The organism is Rhodococcus sp. NPDC058505 (assembly GCF_042720095.1).
GTDB lineage: Bacteria > Actinomycetota > Actinomycetes > Mycobacteriales > Mycobacteriaceae > Rhodococcus_G.
Genome location: NZ_JBHXNB010000006.1, coordinates 22,390 through 40,466, shown reverse-complemented (window position 1 = coordinate 40,466; position 18,077 = coordinate 22,390). Strand labels below are relative to the sequence as shown.

18 protein-coding genes are annotated in these 18,077 nt (G+C 69.1%); 5 read left to right on the top strand and 13 right to left on the bottom strand.

Annotated elements, in window-relative coordinates; translation table 11 throughout:
• The first annotated feature begins 25 nt into the window (after positions 1–25).
• Positions 26–847, top strand: coding sequence for a class I SAM-dependent methyltransferase (locus ACFWPA_RS06740; protein WP_378569882.1), 822 nt, complete (start codon positions 26–28; stop codon positions 845–847).
• Positions 848–901: 54 nt separating this feature from the next.
• Complete coding sequence (purU, locus tag ACFWPA_RS06735) at positions 902–1,789, top strand: formyltetrahydrofolate deformylase (protein WP_378506158.1); 888 nt, start codon at positions 902–904, stop codon at positions 1,787–1,789.
• 79 nt (positions 1,790–1,868) lie between these two features.
• Here the strand turns inward: purU and ACFWPA_RS06730 are convergent, their stop codons facing one another.
• The 6 genes from ACFWPA_RS06730 to ACFWPA_RS06705 form a co-directional block, all read right to left on the bottom strand.
• The gene (locus tag ACFWPA_RS06730; RefSeq protein WP_378506157.1) at positions 1,869–2,891 is read right to left on the bottom strand and encodes an alpha/beta fold hydrolase; all 1,023 of its coding nucleotides are present in this window, start codon (positions 2,889–2,891) and stop codon (positions 1,869–1,871) included.
• A 62-nt stretch (positions 2,892–2,953) separates the two neighbouring features.
• Positions 2,954–3,871: a diiron oxygenase gene (locus tag ACFWPA_RS06725; RefSeq protein ID WP_378506156.1), complete on the bottom strand. Its 918-nt coding sequence runs from the start codon at positions 3,869–3,871 to the stop codon at positions 2,954–2,956.
• A gap of 142 nt (positions 3,872–4,013) precedes the next feature.
• Positions 4,014–4,307 carry a DUF2516 family protein gene (locus ACFWPA_RS06720; protein ID WP_378506155.1) on the bottom strand — a complete coding sequence of 98 codons (294 nt, stop codon included), beginning with the start codon at positions 4,305–4,307 and terminating at the stop codon, positions 4,014–4,016.
• Between the two features lie 76 nt (positions 4,308–4,383).
• A complete protein-coding gene (locus ACFWPA_RS06715; protein ID WP_378506154.1) occupies positions 4,384–5,262 on the bottom strand; it encodes a heparin-binding hemagglutinin in 879 nt (292 codons plus the stop codon).
• A complete protein-coding gene (locus tag ACFWPA_RS06710; protein ID WP_378506153.1) occupies positions 5,255–5,692 on the bottom strand; it encodes a helix-turn-helix domain-containing protein in 438 nt (145 codons plus the stop codon). The genes ACFWPA_RS06715 and ACFWPA_RS06710 overlap by 8 nt, the downstream gene beginning before the upstream one ends.
• Positions 5,693–5,779: 87 nt before the next feature.
• Positions 5,780–7,042 (bottom strand): DUF445 domain-containing protein, encoded by a 1,263-nt coding sequence (locus ACFWPA_RS06705; RefSeq protein ID WP_378506395.1) that lies wholly within the window; start codon positions 7,040–7,042, stop codon positions 5,780–5,782.
• A gap of 98 nt (positions 7,043–7,140) precedes the next feature.
• On the opposite strand from ACFWPA_RS06705, the gene ACFWPA_RS06700 reads away from it, so the two are divergent.
• Together ACFWPA_RS06700 and ACFWPA_RS06695 are read left to right on the top strand one after the other, a co-directional pair.
• Positions 7,141–7,890, top strand: a complete 750-nt coding sequence (locus ACFWPA_RS06700) for a TetR/AcrR family transcriptional regulator (RefSeq protein ID WP_378506152.1) — start codon at positions 7,141–7,143, stop codon at positions 7,888–7,890.
• A gap of 49 nt (positions 7,891–7,939) precedes the next feature.
• Complete coding sequence (locus ACFWPA_RS06695) at positions 7,940–8,797, top strand: polyphosphate kinase 2 family protein (RefSeq protein WP_378506151.1); 858 nt, start codon at positions 7,940–7,942, stop codon at positions 8,795–8,797.
• Positions 8,798–8,816: 19 nt separating this feature from the next.
• On the opposite strand, the gene ACFWPA_RS06690 is transcribed toward ACFWPA_RS06695, so the two are convergent.
• The 4 genes from ACFWPA_RS06690 to ACFWPA_RS06675 form a co-directional block, all read right to left on the bottom strand.
• Complete coding sequence (locus ACFWPA_RS06690; protein ID WP_378506150.1) at positions 8,817–9,038, bottom strand: hypothetical protein; 222 nt, start codon at positions 9,036–9,038, stop codon at positions 8,817–8,819.
• A gap of 5 nt (positions 9,039–9,043) precedes the next feature.
• Positions 9,044–9,298: a hypothetical protein gene (locus ACFWPA_RS06685; protein ID WP_378506149.1), complete on the bottom strand. Its 255-nt coding sequence runs from the start codon at positions 9,296–9,298 to the stop codon at positions 9,044–9,046.
• A gap of 94 nt (positions 9,299–9,392) precedes the next feature.
• Positions 9,393–9,959 (bottom strand): type 1 glutamine amidotransferase domain-containing protein, encoded by a 567-nt coding sequence (locus ACFWPA_RS06680; protein ID WP_378506148.1) that lies wholly within the window; start codon positions 9,957–9,959, stop codon positions 9,393–9,395.
• Between the two features lie 124 nt (positions 9,960–10,083).
• Entirely contained in the window at positions 10,084–11,127 is a 1,044-nt protein-coding gene (locus tag ACFWPA_RS06675) for an NAD(P)-dependent alcohol dehydrogenase (protein ID WP_378506147.1), read from the bottom strand.
• Positions 11,128–11,274: 147 nt separating this feature from the next.
• Here ACFWPA_RS06675 and ACFWPA_RS06670 point away from each other — a divergent pair, with 147 nt between their 5' ends.
• The gene (locus ACFWPA_RS06670; RefSeq protein WP_378506146.1) at positions 11,275–12,774 is read left to right on the top strand and encodes a cellulase family glycosylhydrolase; all 1,500 of its coding nucleotides are present in this window, start codon (positions 11,275–11,277) and stop codon (positions 12,772–12,774) included.
• A gap of 149 nt (positions 12,775–12,923) precedes the next feature.
• On the opposite strand, the gene metE is transcribed toward ACFWPA_RS06670, so the two are convergent.
• The 3 genes from metE to aceA all read right to left on the bottom strand — a co-directional run bounded on the left by metE (position 12,924) and on the right by aceA (position 17,694).
• On the bottom strand, positions 12,924–15,209 hold the full coding sequence (gene metE / locus ACFWPA_RS06665) for a 5-methyltetrahydropteroyltriglutamate--homocysteine S-methyltransferase (RefSeq protein WP_378569881.1): 2,286 nt from the start codon (positions 15,207–15,209) through the stop codon (positions 12,924–12,926).
• A gap of 97 nt (positions 15,210–15,306) precedes the next feature.
• Positions 15,307–16,203, bottom strand: coding sequence for a 3-hydroxybutyryl-CoA dehydrogenase (locus ACFWPA_RS06660; RefSeq protein ID WP_378506144.1), 897 nt, complete (start codon positions 16,201–16,203; stop codon positions 15,307–15,309).
• A 201-nt stretch (positions 16,204–16,404) separates the two neighbouring features.
• Complete coding sequence (gene aceA, locus ACFWPA_RS06655) at positions 16,405–17,694, bottom strand: isocitrate lyase (RefSeq protein ID WP_378506143.1); 1,290 nt, start codon at positions 17,692–17,694, stop codon at positions 16,405–16,407.
• Between the last annotated feature and the right edge of the window lie 383 nt (positions 17,695–18,077).

Sequence of the window (18,077 nt, the reverse complement as noted above, 5' to 3'; positions counted from 1 at the left end):
GAGGGCCGAGGACTACCGTGACTGCATGGGTGCCGACGATCTCACCGCCGTGCGCAATGCGGGCGCGACCGAGTTCAGCAGGCTGACACCGACGGTGTGGGGTCCGGCGGGTGCGGCCCTGGCATTCCAGTTGCGGCTGCGGCCCGGCGAGTCGGTGCTCGACGTGTGCTGCGGCGCAGGCGCCGCCGCGCTGCCCGCCGCGGCCGCGGTCGGACCGACGGGGCTGGTGCACGCGGTCGACCGGGCCGACGACCTGCTCGAGCTGGGGCGCCTCGCCGCCTCCGACCGGGCACTGCACAACATCGATTTCGTGCGGGCCGACGCCGCCGCGTGGGAGCCACCGAGCAGCGTGCCGCGCGGTCGCTACGACGTGCTCTCCTGTTCGCACGGCGTCCACCTCCTGCCCCATCCGACGGCGGCCGTCGCCCGGCTGGTGCGGCTGCTGCGTCCGGTCGCGAAGGTCGGGGTCACGGTGTGGCGGCGGGGCGCGCTCGACCAGGTCGGCTCCGCGTTCGCGGACGCGCTGGCCCGGCTGGCGCCGGGGTCCCGGCCGCCGGACCCCCCGACGGCGTCGGCGCGGCTCGACACCCCGGACGCTCTTCGCTCCTGGCTGACCGCCTATGGCGCGGGATCCGTCGAGGTCACCGAGCTATCGAATCTTCTGCCCACAACCCCGGAGCTGGCGTGGGATCTGGTGCTCGGGACCGCGTTGCGGGCACCGCTGCTCGCCCTGGCCGCCGACACCGTTGCTGCGGTTCGGGTCGAGTTCCTCGCGCTGCTGACCGAGCGTGATGTCGAGGTCGTCGACGCGGGGACACTCGTCGCGACCGCGGTGGTGGTGCACTGACGGCGATCGCCGGGTTGGGGGCCGGACCGGTCAGACACCTGCCAGACTGTGCGCATGAGTAGGCCCTCCGAAACCGACGACCGCCGCTACGTCCTGACCCTCGGCACCCCCGACCGGACCGGCATCGTCGCCCGCATCTCCACGTTCCTCGCCGACGTCGGCGGGTCGATCGTCGAGGCCGCGTATCACGCCGACCCGGACTCCGGCTGGTTCTTCACCCGGCAGGCCGTTCGCGCGTCGTCGATCGCGCTCGGACTGGACGAGCTGCGGGAACGGTTCGCGGCGGTGGCCACCGAGCTGGGTCCGGACACCGAGTGGACCCTGCACGATTCGGGTCAGCGCAAGCGGATCGTGCTGCTGGTCAGCAAGGAGGGCCACTGCCTGCACGATCTGCTCGGCCGCGCCGCGGGCGGCGAGCTCCCCGCCGACATCGCCGCGGTGATCGGCAACCATCCGGACCTCGAGGAGGTCACCCGCAGGCACGGCATCGACTTCCACTACGTGTCGTTCCCGAAGGACCCGGCCGACCGGGGCCCGGCGTTCGAGCAGGTCCGCAAGCTCGTCGACGTCCACGCCCCGGACGCCGTCGTCCTTGCCCGGTTCATGCAGGTGCTGCCCGCCGAGCTATGCGAGCACTGGGCCGGCCGCGCGATCAACATCCACCACAGCTTCCTGCCGTCGTTCGTCGGCGCCCGCCCCTATCACCAGGCCTTCACGCGGGGCGTGAAGCTGATCGGCGCCACCTGCCACTACGTCACCGCGGAGTTGGATGCAGGCCCAATCATCGAGCAGGACGTGATCCGGGTGGACCATTCCGACGAGGTCCGCGACATGGTCCGACAGGGACGCGACATCGAGAAGCTGGTGCTCGCCCGCGGACTGCGCTGGCACCTCGAGGACCGGGTACTGGTGCACGGCCGCCGGACCGTCGTCTTCAGCTGACGCGGCTCCGCCGCCCGTGCGTGATTTTCACCCCGGTCGGGGTGAAAATCACGCACAGTTGCGGGGTGCCGCGGCGCTCTCACAATTGCCGCAGGCGGCGAATCTCCGCATTCACCTCGGCAGGTGCCTCGACGGTGCTCATGTGCCCGATGCCGGGCAATCGGATCAGCCGGGACAGGTGCTCGTCGGCGTCGAGGCGTTCGCTCATCCGCACCGAGTGGATCTGCGGGGTGAGCCGGTCCGCGGTCCCGACGAGGACGGTGGTGGGCACCGTCAGGTGATCGAGTGACGCGCCGATGTCCAGCGTGCTCAACGCGCGTCCCCAGCCGCCGCGGGTGGCCGGGCTGCACTCGCGGACGATCCGCACGCAGAAGTCCACCTCCTGCCGGGTCGACCCGGGCGCGAGCGCGACGTACTGGACCCCCTTGCGGGTGAGCGGGCTCGCGATGAGCGGCGCCTTGGAGCCGAGGATCGCGGTGCCGACCGGGACCGGGATCGCCGGGCCGCGCTTCGGCCGCGGAATGATCGTCGTCTCGGCGACCAGGTGATCGGATCCGGTGCTCGCCAGCATCACCGCGGACGCCATGGCCTCGACGTGGTCGGGGTACTTCAGCGCCCACGACATGATCGACATGCCACCCATGCTGTGGCCGACGACGACCGCCTTCCGCCCGTCGGTGACGGTGGCGGCGAGGACGGCGTCGAGGTCATCCCCGAGCAGTTCCGGGGTCAGCGGCGTCGGCCCGATGCCCGTCCTGCCGTGGCCCCGCTGGTCGTAGACGACGACGCGGTAGTCGTCGGCGAGCGCGTTGATCTGCGGGTGCCAGAAGGTGGTCGAGCAGGTCCAGCCGTGGGAGAGCACGATCGCGGGGGCGCTCGGGTCGCCGTAGGCGAGCACGTGGATCGGATGCCCGTCCGCGGAGACCACCGGCACCGTCTCCGGATGCAGGATCGGGTCGGACAGTGCCGGGTTCGGCGCGTCGGTCGGTGCGGACGCGGCGCCCCGCCGCGAGCGGACGGCAGCGCCGACTCCGGCGACCGCGGCGAGGGCGGCGGCTCCGACGAACCATCGTCGCGCCGAGGCGCGTGAACTGACCGACACTGGAACTCCTTCACGGCGAGTTGCTGCCGGAAGGGCTTCCGGCAGCAGGTTTCTTGCGGGACTCAGAGGATGTGGGCGCGGCGCATCAGCAGGGTCGACGGACCGCCGATCAGCCCGATCTCGTCGAGGAACTCGATCGTCTTCGCGCTGCCGGAACGAATCCTGTCCTGGTAGTGCGTGTTCGACCGGGCCGCCGCGCGGGCCCGCGCCGGGTCAAGGCCCGCGGCCTCGTAGACCTTCGGATTCACCAGGCTGGTCACCACGAAGTAGGCGGTGACGCCGAGCATGAACCGGATCCGGGCGCGGGTGAATCGGGAGAGGCCGACGACGCGACGCGCGGCCTCCTCGCGGGCGAACTTGATGTGCCGGGCCTCCTCGAGGACGTGGATCCTGCTGACCGTGCGGGTGATCGGCTGGACCCGGTCGTCCTTCATGAAGTCCCGCTGCATCATGTCGAGGATCTCCTCGGCGAACAGCGTTCCACCGTAGGCGAGCGAGCCGCTTGCGGTGGCCTTGAACGGGCGAGCGGACTGCCGGATCCAGGCCCGCGGCTGGTACGACGGAACCCCGAATCGGGTGGCGGCCTTCGCGAACATCGTCGAGTGCCGGCATTCGTCGGCGATCTCGGTGAGCGCGAACTGGAAATGCGGCGTCGCGGGGTCGTGCGAGTAGACGTCCCGGAGCAGCATCTGCATCAGGATCATCTCGAACCAGATGCCGGTGCCCGCGATGCTCGCCGCCTCGTGCTTGGTCAGGGTGACGCGCTGCTCCTCGGTCATCGACTCCCACAGGTCGGTGCCATAGAGGCTGCACCACTCCGGTGTCATGCCGTACAGGTCGTCGGGGATGGGCGCATCCCAGTCGATCTCGACGAGCGGGTCGAACGATTTGCGGGCGGCCGACGCGAGCAACCGCGACGCGGTCTCCTGGCGGTTGCCCACCCGCATCGCGGTGGAGGGACTGTCGTGGACGATCGGCATGGCGACCTCCTCGTCGAGTGCCTCGGCCGACTGTGCCAGCCGCCGTCGGCGCCTTCCCGGTACGCCGACCTACACCTCAACCATGCGTCGTCGAGATACCCGTTGTCAACGGTATCTGTGACTTACATTCTCAGAAAGTTGGTCACCAGCGGGGGCCGCGCTGAACCTCGTCGACCCGCGGCCGCACATCGACCAGATAGACGCAGATCGCGACGACCGCGACGAGCCCGAACAGGGACACGACACCGAACAGGAACACCATGAGCATGGCGGCGGCGAGAATGCCGATCCAGATGGGCTTGCTGAGCTTGTCGACCGCGGTGAACGCGTCCGTGCGCTGCCGGACGGCATGAAACAGCGCGAAGGCACCCGCACCCAGGGCGAGGAGTCGGAGAGCGATCATGATCAGCGCGGTCAGGTTGTAGGCCGTGGTCACGAATCCATCCTAGTCGGCGACGGCTCCCCCGCCGCGGGTGCAGCGAGGGAGCCGTGCGTTCGTCCGTCGAGACGGGTCAGGCGTCGGTCGCCTTCGGCGCGGCCTTCTTGGCGGGCGCCTTGGTCGCGGTCGGCTTGGCGGCGGTCTTCGCCGGTGCCGGCTTGGCTGCGGTCTTCGCCGGGGCGGGCTTCGCGGCCGCGGTCTTGGGCTGCGCGGCCTTCGCCGGGGTCGCCTTGGCCGGGGCAGGCTTGGCCGCGGGAGCCGGGGCGGGCTTCGCGGCCTGCTTCGGTGCGGCGGAGGCCACCTTGCTGGCGGCCGACTCCGTGGTCGCCTCGGCCTTCTCGCCCGCCCCGACGAACCGGCTGGCCACCTGCTCGCCCGCGTCGGCGACGGCATCGGACACCTCGTCGGCCACGTCGCTGATCTTCTCCGCGGCGCGGCCCGCGAGCTTCGCGGCCTGCTCACCAACGGCACGGGTCTGCCGAGCCACGGTGCCCAGCGCCTCCTCGGTCAGCGTCGCGGCATCTTCGAACGCCGATTCCGCGCGCTCGAGCCCCTCCTCGACGGCCGCCTGCTTGCGCAGCCGCTCGACCGTTTCCTCACCGCGCTCGGCCAGCGAGGTGTAGATGTCCGATGCCACCTTGAGGTAGGCCTCGGCGACCTTGCGCAGCTCGTCGGCGGTGAACTTCTCGCGCAGCTCGGCGAGCTCCTCGGGCAGCTCGGACGGCAGCCCGGCGAGCCGCTCCCGCAGCGATTCGACGCCCTCGGTCAGGTCGCCGGTCAGCTTGTCGAAACGCTCCTTGGCGCCGTCGACGGTGAGGTCGTCACCGGCGGTGGCGGCGCGTTCGCGGACCTGCGCGACGACGTCGGCGACGGCCTGCACGACGACGTCGCCCGCGCCGACCGCGGCGTAGAGCGGGGTGATCACGGTGTCGAGACCCTTGATGTCAGTCATCTTCGTTCTCCTGTTGATCGGGCTGGGTTTCCGTTCGCGGCTCGTTCTCACGCCGGAACGATTCGTAGATTTCGAGGAGCACCTGCTTCTGCCGCTCGGTGATGGAGATGTCGGACAGCAGTGCGTCCCGCACCGGACTGGCTGGGCGTTGCTCGAGCAGTCCAGCCCGCATATACAGCACCTCGGACGACATCCGAAGGCCCTTCGCGATCTGGCCGAGGACCTCGGCGGACGGCTTGCGCAGCCCGCGCTCGATCTGGCTCAGATACGGATTGCTGACCCCCGCCAACTGCGACAGTTGGCGCAGCGACACCTGCGCGGCTTCGCGTTGCGACCTGATGAAGCCGCCGATGTCCTGCGCTGCAGAGCTGACCACCCGGGCCGCGACGTCGCCGGCACTGTCACCGGTCGATCGGGTGTCGTCGGTCATGCTCTGCCTCCCTCCCCTGTGTGCGCCGTCCACGGTACGGGAGGGTGCTAGCTCTTGCAAGCACTCGTGCTAGCAGGCGCGCTCACGTCACCCGAACAGCAGCTGCGACACCGTGTAGATCGCGAGACCCGCGAGCGCACCGACCACGGTGCCGTTGATCCGAATGAACTGCAGATCCCGCCCCACCTGCAGTTCGATCTTCCGGCTCGCCTCCTCGGCGTCCCATCGGGCGACGGTGTCGGTGATGATCGCGGTGATCTCGGTGGTGTAGTTCGCGGCGACGTAGCGCACGGCGGTGTCCAGCCAGCCGTCCACCTTCGCCCGCAGTTCCGGCTCGTCCCGCAGCCGCTCACCGAGACGGATCACCGTGTCCCTGGTCTTCCCGCGCAGCGCACTGTCGGGATCGTCGACCGATTCGAGGATCATCCGCTTGGCCACCTTCCACGCGGCCTCGGCCGCCCCGGTGACCTCCTTGCGGCCCATCAGTTCGGTCTTGATCTTCTCCGCCTTCGCCATCGTCGCGGGATCGTGCTGCAGGTCCTGCGCGAAATCGATCAGGAACCGGTTCGCGGCCACCCGCACCTCGTGGTCCGGGTTTGATCGCACCTTCCAGGTGAACTCGACGAGCTCGCGGTGGATCTTCTCGCCGAGCAGCAGGTCGACGAACTTCGGCGACCACGACGGGCTGTCGCGGTCGATGATCCGGTCGATCGTCGGCTGGCTGGCAAGGGCCCACTGGTGGGCCCGCTCCGCGAGCATGTCCAGCAGCGGCAGCTGCCGGTTGTCGGCGAGCAACTCCTCGAGGACCTTCCCGATCGGCGGTCCCCACGCGGGCTCCGCGATCCGGCGCACGATGGTGCTGTCGATGATCTGCTGCACGTCCTCGTCGCGCAGCACCCCGACGAAGGCGCGCAGCAGCGTCGCGGTCTCGGCAGCCACCCGCTCGGCATGGGTCGGCTCGGCCAGCCACGTGCCGACCCGCAACGGCACCTCCGCCGACCGCACCTTCTGCGACACCACGTCGGGCGCGAGGAAGTTCTCGCCGACGAAACTGCCGAGGCTCGACCCCAGCTGGTCCTTCTTCTTCTTGATGATCGCGGTGTGCGGGATCCGCAATCCGAGCGGATGCCGGAACAGCGCGGTCACCGCGAACCAATCCGCGAGCGCACCGACCATGCCCGCCTCGGACGCGGCCCGCACGTACCCCACCCACTCCCCCGCGCCCCGGGACTCCTGCCACCGGCAGAACAGGTACACCACGGTCGCGAACAGGAGAAAGCCCGTCGCCACCGCCTTCATTCGCCGCAGATCACGCCGCTTGGCCGCGTCGTCGACGCTCAACAACTGCATCACCTCGACAATTGTGCCGAAATTCGGCGAGTCACCGGGGAGGACCGGCTCCGCGCGGGGCGTGCGCCGTAAGCTGAACCGAAGATCGATCTGAACGGATGTGGCATACACCAGTGTCGAACAAGACAGCCCCCGACGCCGCCGAGGCCGCCGGCTCCGCACCCGAGGCGAAGGCGGAGAAGCCCGACGGGCGCAAGCGCCGCTGGCGCGAGCACAAGATCGCGCGCCGGGAGGAGCTGGTCGACGGCACCCTCGCCGCGATCCGGGCCCGTGGCCGCGAGGTCGGGATGGACGAGATCGCCTCTGAGATCGGCGTCTCGAAGACCGTCCTCTACCGCTACTTCAACGACAAGAACGATCTCACCAGCGCGACGATGACCCGCTGGGTGGAGACGGTCCTCGCCCCCCGCATGTACGCGGCGATCGGCGCCGACATGGACGAGTACGCGCTCGTCCGGGTCGCGATCACCGCCTACGTGGAGACGGTCGCCGAGGACACCGAGGTGTACCTCTACGTGATGGCGAACAGTTCCGGAGCCAGCCGTGACGTGGTCGCCGAGTCGGAGCGGATGATCGCCGAGGCGCTGTCCGCCGTCCTCGGGCTGAAGCTGCGGCAGATGGAGATGGATTCCGGTGGCGCGCTGCCGTGGGCGTACGGCATCGTCGGCGCCGTCCAGCTGGCCACCCACTGGTGGATCTCGAACCGGTCGATGACCGCGGAGGATCTGATCGACTACCTGGCGATGATGACGTGGGGTGGGGTGACCGGGATCGCCGCGGTCGCCGGCTCGCCGGCACGCTTCAAGTCCGTTCCGCACCCGCTGCTCGAGGAGCGGGACGGCCTCTAGATCCGCGCCGTTCCCGCCGAATGCGCGCGCCGAATGGCAGAGTCGCGGCATGGGCACGAGCGAGGGCTGGCAGGTTCCGGCAACCGAGGCGCTGCGCGTCACGTCCGACACCCGGGTCGCCGACCTGGACACGAACGGCATGCCCGGCTTCGCGGGCAACAAGACGCTGGGTGAGCGTCTCCTCGAGGAGCGTGGGGCCGTCCTGTCCGGCCTGCAGGAGAAGCTCTTCGCGAACGGCCGCAGCTCCGACGAGCACCGGTCGGTGCTGCTGATCCTGCAGGGCATGGACACCGCGGGCAAGGGCGGGATGATGCGCCACGTGATCGGGCACGTGGACCCGCAGGGCGTCGATCACGCCTCGTTCGGGGTACCGACCGCCGAGGAGAAGCGGCACCACTACCTGTGGCGGGTCAGGAAGGAACTGCCCCGCAGGGGGCAGATCGGCGTCTTCGACCGCTCCCACTACGAGGACGTGCTGGTGGTGCGGGTCCACGACCTGGTTCCGCCGGGCGAGTGGGAGCCCCGCTACGACGAGATCAATCAGTTCGAACGGGACCTGGTCGAGTCCGGAACCACGCTGGTGAAGGTCGCGATGTTCGTCTCGCTCGACGAGCAGAAGAAGCGGCTCTCCGAGCGGCTGGAACGTCCGGACAAGCACTGGAAGTACAACCCGGGCGACGTCACCGAACGCGGCTTCTGGCCCGAGTACCGGGAGGCGTACCAGGCGATGCTGGACCGCACCTCGACCGAGCATGCCCCGTGGTACGCGGTGCCGTGCGACCGGAAGTGGTACAGCCGCCTCGCCGTCACCGAACTGTTGATCGACGCGCTGGAACGGCTGGACCTCGACTGGCCCGCCGCCAACTTCGACGTCGAGACCGAGAAGCGTCGCCTGGCGCGGTCCTGACCTGCGCCCGGCAGACCGGTCAGGGGAAGTGCGGCACGTCCAGGCCCAGCTTGCGGTCGTGCCGGACGGTCCCGCCGACGACGGTGACCGCAGTCGCGACCGTGAGCAGGAATACCCCGCCCGCGAGCGCCGCCCAGCCGCCGTACCCGCTGCCCGCCGCGACGAGGAACGTCCCCATCGAGATGACGGCCAACAGGGCGCACGCGAACCCCACCCAGCCAGCAACGATGTTCAGGCTCATACGGATCACTCCTTGACCGGCCACGCGGTTCCGCCCGGCAGCGGGAACCGCGGCGTATGCCGACGCTGTCTGTGGTCGTGGCGCACCGCGCCTCCGACCAGTCCGAGGCCGACCGCGACGGCGATCATGAACACCACCGCGGCGATCACCGCCCAGCCGGCGTAGCCCGATGCCGCCGCGACGACGGCCATCGCGAGGCTGATGACGGCGATGAGTCCGAGCGCGTAGCCAGCCCATTCGGAGAACAGATGCAGCTTCATCGTTCCTACCTCCTCGTCGCGAGGTTCGGCTGGTGTGACCGACGCTACGCCCGGTTGCCCGCCCGCGACAGGGCCCGCCGCCGCGGGCGGAACCTCACGCCCGGCCGATGAGCTCGGGGTGCTGGGTGAACTTGCCGACCAGCGCGTTGCAGAAGCAGCCGAGGTCGAGCAGGCCGCGGCTGGTGACCAGGTTCCGGTCGACGACGACCTTCTCGTTCACGTGCGTGCCCCCCGCGTTGACGATGTCGGTGCGCAGGCTGGGCCAGCTGGTGAGGGTCCGGCCGTCGACGACCCTCGCTTCGATGAGCAGCCAGGGTCCGTGCCCGATCGCGGCGACCGGTTTGCCGATGTGCATGAAGTGCCGCACGAACGCCACCGCGTGGTCGTCGGTGCGCAGTCGGTCCGGACCGAGCGTTCCGCCCGGCAGGATCAGCGCGTCGTAGTCGTCGACGTCGGCCCGGCCGACGAGCAGATCCACCGGGAACCGGTCGCCGAGCATCACGTCGGCGCGGTACGCCTGGATCTCGCCCGGCGCGATCGAGAGCAGCGCGGTGCGGCCGCCCGCCTCCTCGACTGCGCGGCGGGTCTCGGTCAGTTCGTCCTGTTCGACCCCGTCCGCGGCAAGCACCGCCACCCGGCGTCCGTGAAGTTGCTGGCCCATCGCCCCGACCCTTCATGCTGTGACCTACATCACGAGTATGACCCCTCGGCGGGCGATGCGGCTACGCCGCCCGTGCGCGATTCTCACCCCAATAGGGGTACGAATCACGCACGGTTCGCCCGGGTCAGAACGTCGCCGCGTCGATGACGAAGCGGTAGCGGACGTCGCTGCGCAGCACCCGGTCGTACGCCTCGTTGATCCGGTCCGCGGCGATGACCTCGATCTCTGCGGCGATGCCGTGCTCGGCGCAGAAGTCCAGCATCTCCTGGGTCTCGCGGATGCCGCCGACGTTGGAGCCTGCGAGGCTGCGCCGGTTGCCGGCGAGGGAGAAGCCGCGCAGGGTCAGTGGCTGCTCGGGCAGCCCGAGCATGACGAGGGTGCCGTCGAGCGCGAGCGTCCCGAGGTAGGCGTCGAGGTCGAGGTTGACCGACACGGTGTTGAGAATCAGGTCGAAGCTGGCGCGCAACTCCTTGAAGACCGCCGGGTCGGCGGTCGCGCGGTAGTGATCGGCGCCGAACCGCAGCCCGTCCTCCCGCTTCGACAGCGACTGACTGAGCACGGTGACCTCGGCGCCCATCGCGTGCGCGATCTTGACACCGACGTGCCCGAGCCCGCCCATCCCGACGATCGCGACCCGCGTGCCGGGCCCGGCGTTCCAGTGCCGCAACGGCGAATACAGGGTGATCCCGGCGCACAGCAGCGGCGCCGCGACATCGAGGGCGAGACCGTCCGGCACGGACACCACGAAACGTTCGGTGACGACGATGTGCGTCGAGTAGCCGCCCTGCGTGACCAGCCCGTCCTCCCGGCCGACGGAGTTATAGGTCGCGGTGACCCGGTTGGCGCAGTACTGCTCCTCGCCCGCCGCGCAGGGCGCGCAGGTGCCGCACGAGTCCACGAAACAGCCGACCCCGACGCGGTCGCCGACCCGGTGCCGGGTCACGTCGACGCCGACGCCCGTGACGATCCCGGTGATCTCGTGTCCCGGCACGACGGGATAGCGGGTGCCGCCCCACTCGTTGCGGGCGGTGTGGATATCGGAGTGGCAGATGCCCGCGTACTTGATCTCGATGAGGACGTCGAGCGGACCGAGGTCGCGGCGCTCGATGGAGGTCTTCTCGAGCGGGGCGTCGGGGGCGGTCGCGGCGAATGCGGAGACGGTGAGCATGCCCCTATGTCTATCCCCGCACCGGAGCCGTGCGCAACGCGGACCCCATGGGTGATTCGTCCGATTTCCCAACGAAACGCCGCCGCGGTGAGTAGCCTCGCCTGAACTGAACGAACGTCCAACTACAGAGTCGGGTCAAGGAGTCTGATGCGCAGGCCATCCTCCCTCGGGGCAGCGGCGATCGCGGTCGCGGCGCTGTTCACCACCACCGCCCCCGCGACCGCAGCGGAGCCACCCCCGCCCTCCACCCGGATCCACGTCGAGGGTCGCGACTTCGTCGACGAGTTCGGGCGGACCATGCTGCTGCACGGCGTCAACAACGTCGACAAGGATCCGCCGTACGTGATCCCCGGCGACGGCCTCACCCTCACCGCGGCGGACGCGGACCTGCTGGCCGGGTACGGCTTCAACACCGTGCGACTCGGCGTCGAGTTCGAGGCGCTGATGCCCGAGCGGGGGGTGCTCGACACCGACTACCTCGATCGCCTGGTCGGCGTCGCGGATGTGCTCGCCGAGCGCGGCCTGCACGTGCTGTTCGACAACCACCAGGACTCGCTCGGAAAACCATGGGGCGGGAACGGCTTTCCCGCCTGGTCGATCGAGTCCCGGCCGCGACCCGGCGAACCGAACCCCGGATTCCCGATGAACTACCTGATGCCGAGCATGCTGGCCGGGTGGGACGAGGTGTGGAACAACCGGGGCGGCGTCCTCGACCATCTGGGCACCGCGCTGGCGGCGCTCGCCGACCGGGTCGACGGCAAGCCCGGCGTGCTCGGGATCGAGGTGCTGAACGAGCCGTGGCCGGGCACCCCCTTCCTGACCTGCTTCCCTCGCGGCTGCCCCGACTTCGACCGCAAGTACCAGGCGGCCATGCAGCGGGTCACCGACCACATCCGCGCGGTCAGCCCGACGATCCCGGTGTTCTGGGAGCCGAACGTGACCTGGAACCAGGCGATGCCGAGCTTCCTCGGCGACCCCCCGATCGCGGACCCGAACATCGCGATGTCGGTGCACGACTACTGCATCCCCAGTCAACTGAGCATCTACGGCGGCGTGCTCGGCGGCGCGACGGCGGCCTGCCCGGTCCAGTACGACACGACCTGGCGGAACATCGATGCGCTGCGCGACCGGACCGACCGGCCGCTGCTGGTGACCGAGTTCGGGGACGTGGATCCGGAAATGTTGTCGGCAACGACATCCCGCGCCGACGATCGCTTCGTCGGGTGGCACTACTGGCACTACTCGTCCCGGTTCGGTCCCACCCCGAGGCCCGACCCGTTCACCGGTGAGACCGGACGGCAACTGGTGCGCACCTATCCTCGTGCGACGGCGGGAACCCCAGGCAGGCTTCAGTTCAACCCCGACGGCGGCGACTTCCGGTACACCTATACCGCGGCGGCGTCCGCGGCCCCCACCGAGATCTACACCTCCCCCCTGCACTACCCCGACGGGTACCTGGCGACCGTCGAGGGCGGCGAAATCACCTCCGCACCCGACGCCCGCCTCGTCACGGTGCGGGCGACTCCCGGTGCAACGGTGACGGTGTCGATCCACCGGCCGGACTCCGACGGCACCGATCTGCCCGGCACGACGAGCAGCACCGACGGTCTGTTCGCAGGCAGCCTGTCGGGATCCGCGGGCAGCTGACCGGTCTCGACACAGAAAGGCCCCGAACCGACATCGGTTCGGGGCCTTTCCATCCCAGACGACGGTGCAGTCTGGGCCCCTCGAAGCGCTCCGTCCGTGGCCGCGACCACTCACGGGCCACGGACGGCAGCGCACGACTTGTCGCGGCGTCACCCCTGCTCGGCCGCCCGGCGCCGCAATCGGCGCGCCGCGGCGACGAGGTTCCGCAGGGACGGCTCGAGCTGCCAGTAGTGGCGGGTCTTGAGGCCACCGTCCGGGTTCGCCCACAACCGGTCCAGGTCCACCGACTCCGCGGCCTCGGTGAGCAGGTCATCGAGTTCGTCGATGTCCGGGATGCGGGCGGAACGGGACTCGTACACGCCCGGGCCGACGCCGTGGGTCAGCTTGCGCTCCTTGATCGCGTCGAGCACCCACCCGATCGACCGGGTCGCCACGATCGCGGTGACGTCGCAGTCCATCCGCTCGATCGCGTCCACCACCTCGGCGCGGCTGGTGTACGTCAGGTGCGTGTGGATCTGCGTCTCCGGCTTCGCACCACCGGTCGCGAGTCGGAACGCGTCGACCGCCCACCCGAGGTATTCGGATCGGCCACCGGCCCGCAGCGGCAACAGTTCCCGGACCGCGGGCTCGTCGACCTGGATGATTGCGATGCCCGCCGCCTCCAGGTCGGCGACCTCGTCGCGGATCGCCAACGCCAGCTGGTCGGCGGTCTCGTGCAGCGGCTGATCCTGCCGAACGAACGAGCGCGCCAGCATCGTCACCGGACCGGTCAGCATGCCCTTGACCGGGCGATCGGTCAGCGACTGCGCGTACCCGATCCACTCGACCGTCATCGGCCCGCGACGCCGGACGTCGCCGTAGAGGATCGGCGGACGCACACAGCGCGACCCGTACGCCTGCACCCAGCCGTTGTGGGTGAACGCAAAGCCGTCCATCAGCTCCGCGAAGTACTGGATCATGTCGTTGCGCTCGTGCTCACCGTGCACGAGGACGTCGAGACCGATGTCCTCCTGCAGGCGGATGGTGCGCTCGATCTCTTCCTGGATGCGCTTGACGTAGTCCGGGTATTCGAGACGGTCCTGCCCGAGGTCGTACCGCACCTTGCGGATCTCGTCGGTCTGCGGGAACGATCCCAGCGTGGTCGCGGGCACCAGTGGCAGGTTCAGCCGGGCCTGCTGCGCGACCCGCCGCTCCTCGTAGGGTGCCCGAACCCGGTGTTCGGGCCGGATCGCGTTGACCCGGGACCGGACCTCGTGCTTCTGCTTGAAGTGCACCGACGTCGGCTTCTTCCGCCACCGCTCGGACGGCCCCTCGGTCAGCGCCTTCGCGAGCGACACCACCTCGCCGACCTTCTGCTTCGCGAACGCCATCCGATCCGCGACGTCGCCGTCGAGATCCCATTCGGCGAGCACGTCGTACGGCACGTGCATCAGCGAACACGAGGTCGAGACGACGAGGTCGGGGATCACATCCTTGAGCTGCGACAGGTAGGTCAGCGTCACGAAATTGTCTGCGCGCCAGACGTTCCGGCCGTTGACAACGCCTGCGTAGAGCCGCTTACGCTTGAGGCCGGGGATTGTCGCGAGCTCGTCCGCCTTCATCTTGCCGTACACCAGGTCGAGACCGATGGCCTCGATCGAGGTGCCTGCGAGGATCGTCAGCGCCTCCCCGAGATTGCCGTACGGACCGGTGACCAGGATCCGCGGTCGCAGCGGCGCGTGGGCGAGCGTCGTGTACGCACGCTCGAGTGCGGCCAGTTCCGCGGCGCTGCGGTCCTGGGTGAACATCGGTTCGTCCAGCTGGACGCAGGTGGCGCCCGCCTTCGCAAGGAGCTCGAACAGCGCCTCGTACTGTGGGAGCAGCGAGTCGAGCAGGTCGAGGGGCGAGAACCCTTCCCCCGCACCCGGCCCCACCTTGGACAGCAGCAGCAGCGAGACCGGGCCGAGCACCACCGGGCGCAGCTCGATGCCGCGCTCCTTGGCGCGCTCGAACTCGTCCATCAGCGCGTCCGCGTGCAACGAGAAGACGGTGTCCGCATCGAGTTCGGGCTGACGGTAGTAGTAGTTGGTGTCCACGAACCGGACCAGCTCGAGCGGCGGGAAGTCCGGCCTGCCGCGCGCCATCGTGAAGTAGAAGTCCAGCTCGTCGAGCTCACCCTGCAGCGGCGCGAACCGCGCGGGGACCGCACCGAACAGCAGTGCATTGTCGAGGACGTGGTCGTAGTAGGAGAAGGTGTTGCCGGGGACCTGCGTCAGACCGGTCGCGGCCAGTTCACTCCAGGTCTGCTCCTGGAGTTCCCGCCCGACCTCGATCAGCTCGGCCTGGCTGGACCGGCCGTGCCAGTACGCCTCCAGGGCCCGCTTGAGTTCACGGCGGGGTCCGATCCGGGGGTAGCCCAGGACGCTGGAACCGTAGGTAGCTGCGCTGCGTGACATTCGTGTCGACCCTTCCGTGATGCGCTTCGCGCCCGTGCGTGATTTTCACCCCGACTGGGGTAAAAATCACTCACGGGCGCCGAAGGTGCTGGGGTGGCTAGCTGGCCTTCTTGGCGACGCGCCCGTTCTCGCCGTACTCGTAGAAGCCGCGGCCTGCCTTCTTGCCGACCAGGCCTGCCTCGACCATCCGCTGCAGCAACGGCGGGGCCGAGTACAGCGGCTCCTTGAACTCCTCGTACATGGAGTCGGCAATCGACTTGACGGTGTCGAGGCCGACCAGGTCGGTCAGCGCGAGCGGCCCCATCGGGTGTGCGCAGCCGAGGACCATCGTCTTGTCGATGTCCTCCTTGGTGGCGAACCCGGATTCGACCATGCGGACCGCCGAGAGCAGGTACGGCACCAGCAGCGCGTTCGCGATGAAGCCTGCGCGGTCACTGGACCGCACGACCTGCTTGCCGAGGATCTCGCTCGCGAATGCCTCCGCCCGCTCGGAGACGGCGGCGCCGGTCTTGAGCGTGGTGACCAGCTCGACGAGCGGAAGCACCGGGACCGGGTTGAAGAAGTGCATTCCGATGACCCGCTCGGGGTGGTTGGTGGTGATGCCGAGCTTCATGATCGGGATGGAGGAGGTGTTGGACGCGAGGACCGCGTTCGGATCGGTGACGATCTGGTCGAGCTCGGTGAAGATCGCGCTCTTGACCTTCTCGTCCTCGACGACGGCCTCCACGACGAGCTGCCGGTCGGCGAAGTCGCCGAGGTCGGAGGTGAATCGCAGCCGCCAGGCGGCCTGTTCGCGCTCCCGCTCGGTGATCTTCCCGCTGCTCACGCCGCGGTCGAGCGAGCGCAGAATGCGCGCGCGTCCGGCGGCAGCGAGTTCGCGGGTCTGCTCGTACACCAGGACGTCGACATGTGCGCGGGCGCACACCTCGGCGATTCCGGCGCCCATCTGTCCGGCGCCGATCACGCCGACGCGCTGAATCTTTTCGCTGGTCACGTCAGCTCCTCATCGTGTGGTGGATCGTCATCGTCATGAAGCAGGTCGTGCTGGATGTCTCGCGGTTGTCCAGCCCCGCCGCGGGGCCCGGGCTGTGGGCCCCGCGGCGGGGTGAACGGTGAGTCGGTCAACCGTTGCGAGGGCGCCGGGGGAAGCGCCATCGCGGTGACACGGGAGGTTCCCTGGGGAACCAGCCGGTTCCTAGTGGAACTGGCCCTCCTCGGTGGAGCCCTTCAGGGCCGCCGTGGAGGTGTTCGGGTCGACAGTGGTGGCGATGCTGTCGAAGTAGCCGGCGCCAACCTCACGCTGGTGCTTGACGGCGGTGAAGCCACGCTCGGCAGCGGCCTTGAACTCGCGCTCCTGCAGGTCGACGAACGCGGTCATGCCCTCGCGGGCGTAGCCGTGCGCCAGGTCGAACATGCCGTAGTTGAGCGAGTGGAAGCCGGCGAGGGTGATGAACTGGAACTTGAAGCCCATCGCACCGAGCTCACGCTGGAACTTCGCGATGGTCGCGTCGTCCAGGTGCGCCTTCCAGTTGAAGGACGGCGAGCAGTTGTAGGCCAGCAGCTGGTCCGGGAACTCACTGCGGACGGCCTCGGCGAACTGCTTCGCGACCTCGAGGTCCGGCACGCCGGTCTCCATCCAGATCAGGTCGGAGTACGGCGCGTACGCCTTGGCGCGGGCGATGCAGGGCTCGATGCCGTTCTTGATGCCGTAGAAGCCCTCGGCGGTGCGGGTGCCGTCGAGGAACGGGCGGTCGCGCTCGTCCACGTCGGAGGTGATCAGCGTTGCGGCCTCGGCGTCGGTGCGGGCGATGACGACCGTCGGGACGTCGGCAACGTCGGCCGCGAGGCGGGCGGAGGTCAGGGTGCGGATGTGCTGCTGGGTGGGGATGAGCACCTTGCCACCGAGGTGGCCGCACTTCTTCTCCGACGCGAGCTGGTCCTCCCAGTGCGAACCGGCGACGCCGGCCGCGATCATGGCCTTCTGCAGCTCGTAGACGTTGAGGGCACCGCCGAAGCCTGCCTCGCCGTCGGCGACGATCGGGGCGAGCCAGTTGTCGACGGAGGTGTCGCCCTCGACCTTGGCGATCTCGTCGGCGCGCAGCAGCGCGTTGTTGATGCGGCGAACCACCTGCGGCACCGAGTTGGCCGGGTAGAGGCTCTGGTCCGGGTAGGTGTGGCCGGACAGGTTCGCGTCACCGGCGACCTGCCAACCGGACAGGTAGATGGCCTTGAGGCCCGCGCGGACCTGCTGCACGGCCTGGTTGCCGGTGAGGGCGCCGAGGGAGTTGATGTAGTCCTCGTTGTTGACAAGGTCCCAGAGGATCTCGGAGCCGCGCCGGGCGAGGGTGGCTTCCTCGACAACGGAGCCCTGGAGCTTCACAACCTGCTCGGCGGTGTAGTTGCGGGTGACGCCCTTCCAGCGAGGGTTGGTGTCCCAATCCTTCTGGATCTCAGCTGCGGTCTTCGGGGTGCCGGTGGTCGACATCAAGACTCCACTCTCTCTGCTGCCTTTCGGGGACTGCGCTTCCAGTACGTCTGTACGGCTTCGCATCCTTGCCAGGCCCTTCCTGTGTACGTATCGAGAGTGGCACACGCGGAAACCCCCGTCTACCTGTTGCAAATGCCAACCTTCGCTAGCTTTTCAAATCCACTTGCCAACTTTGCAAAGAACGCCACGCCGATTGACACAGGTTCTAGCGCGGGGAAAGTTACCGCCAAGTAGCAAATCCGCAGGCCGCGGCGCCGCCGGACCCGGGGTGCCGCGCGGCACCCCCGGGCCCCCCCCCCCCCCCCCTGCGCCACCACACACCCCCCCCCCCGAGGCCAACAAGTAGTGCAGTAAACCAACGGGCGCCGATTCAAGGCGGC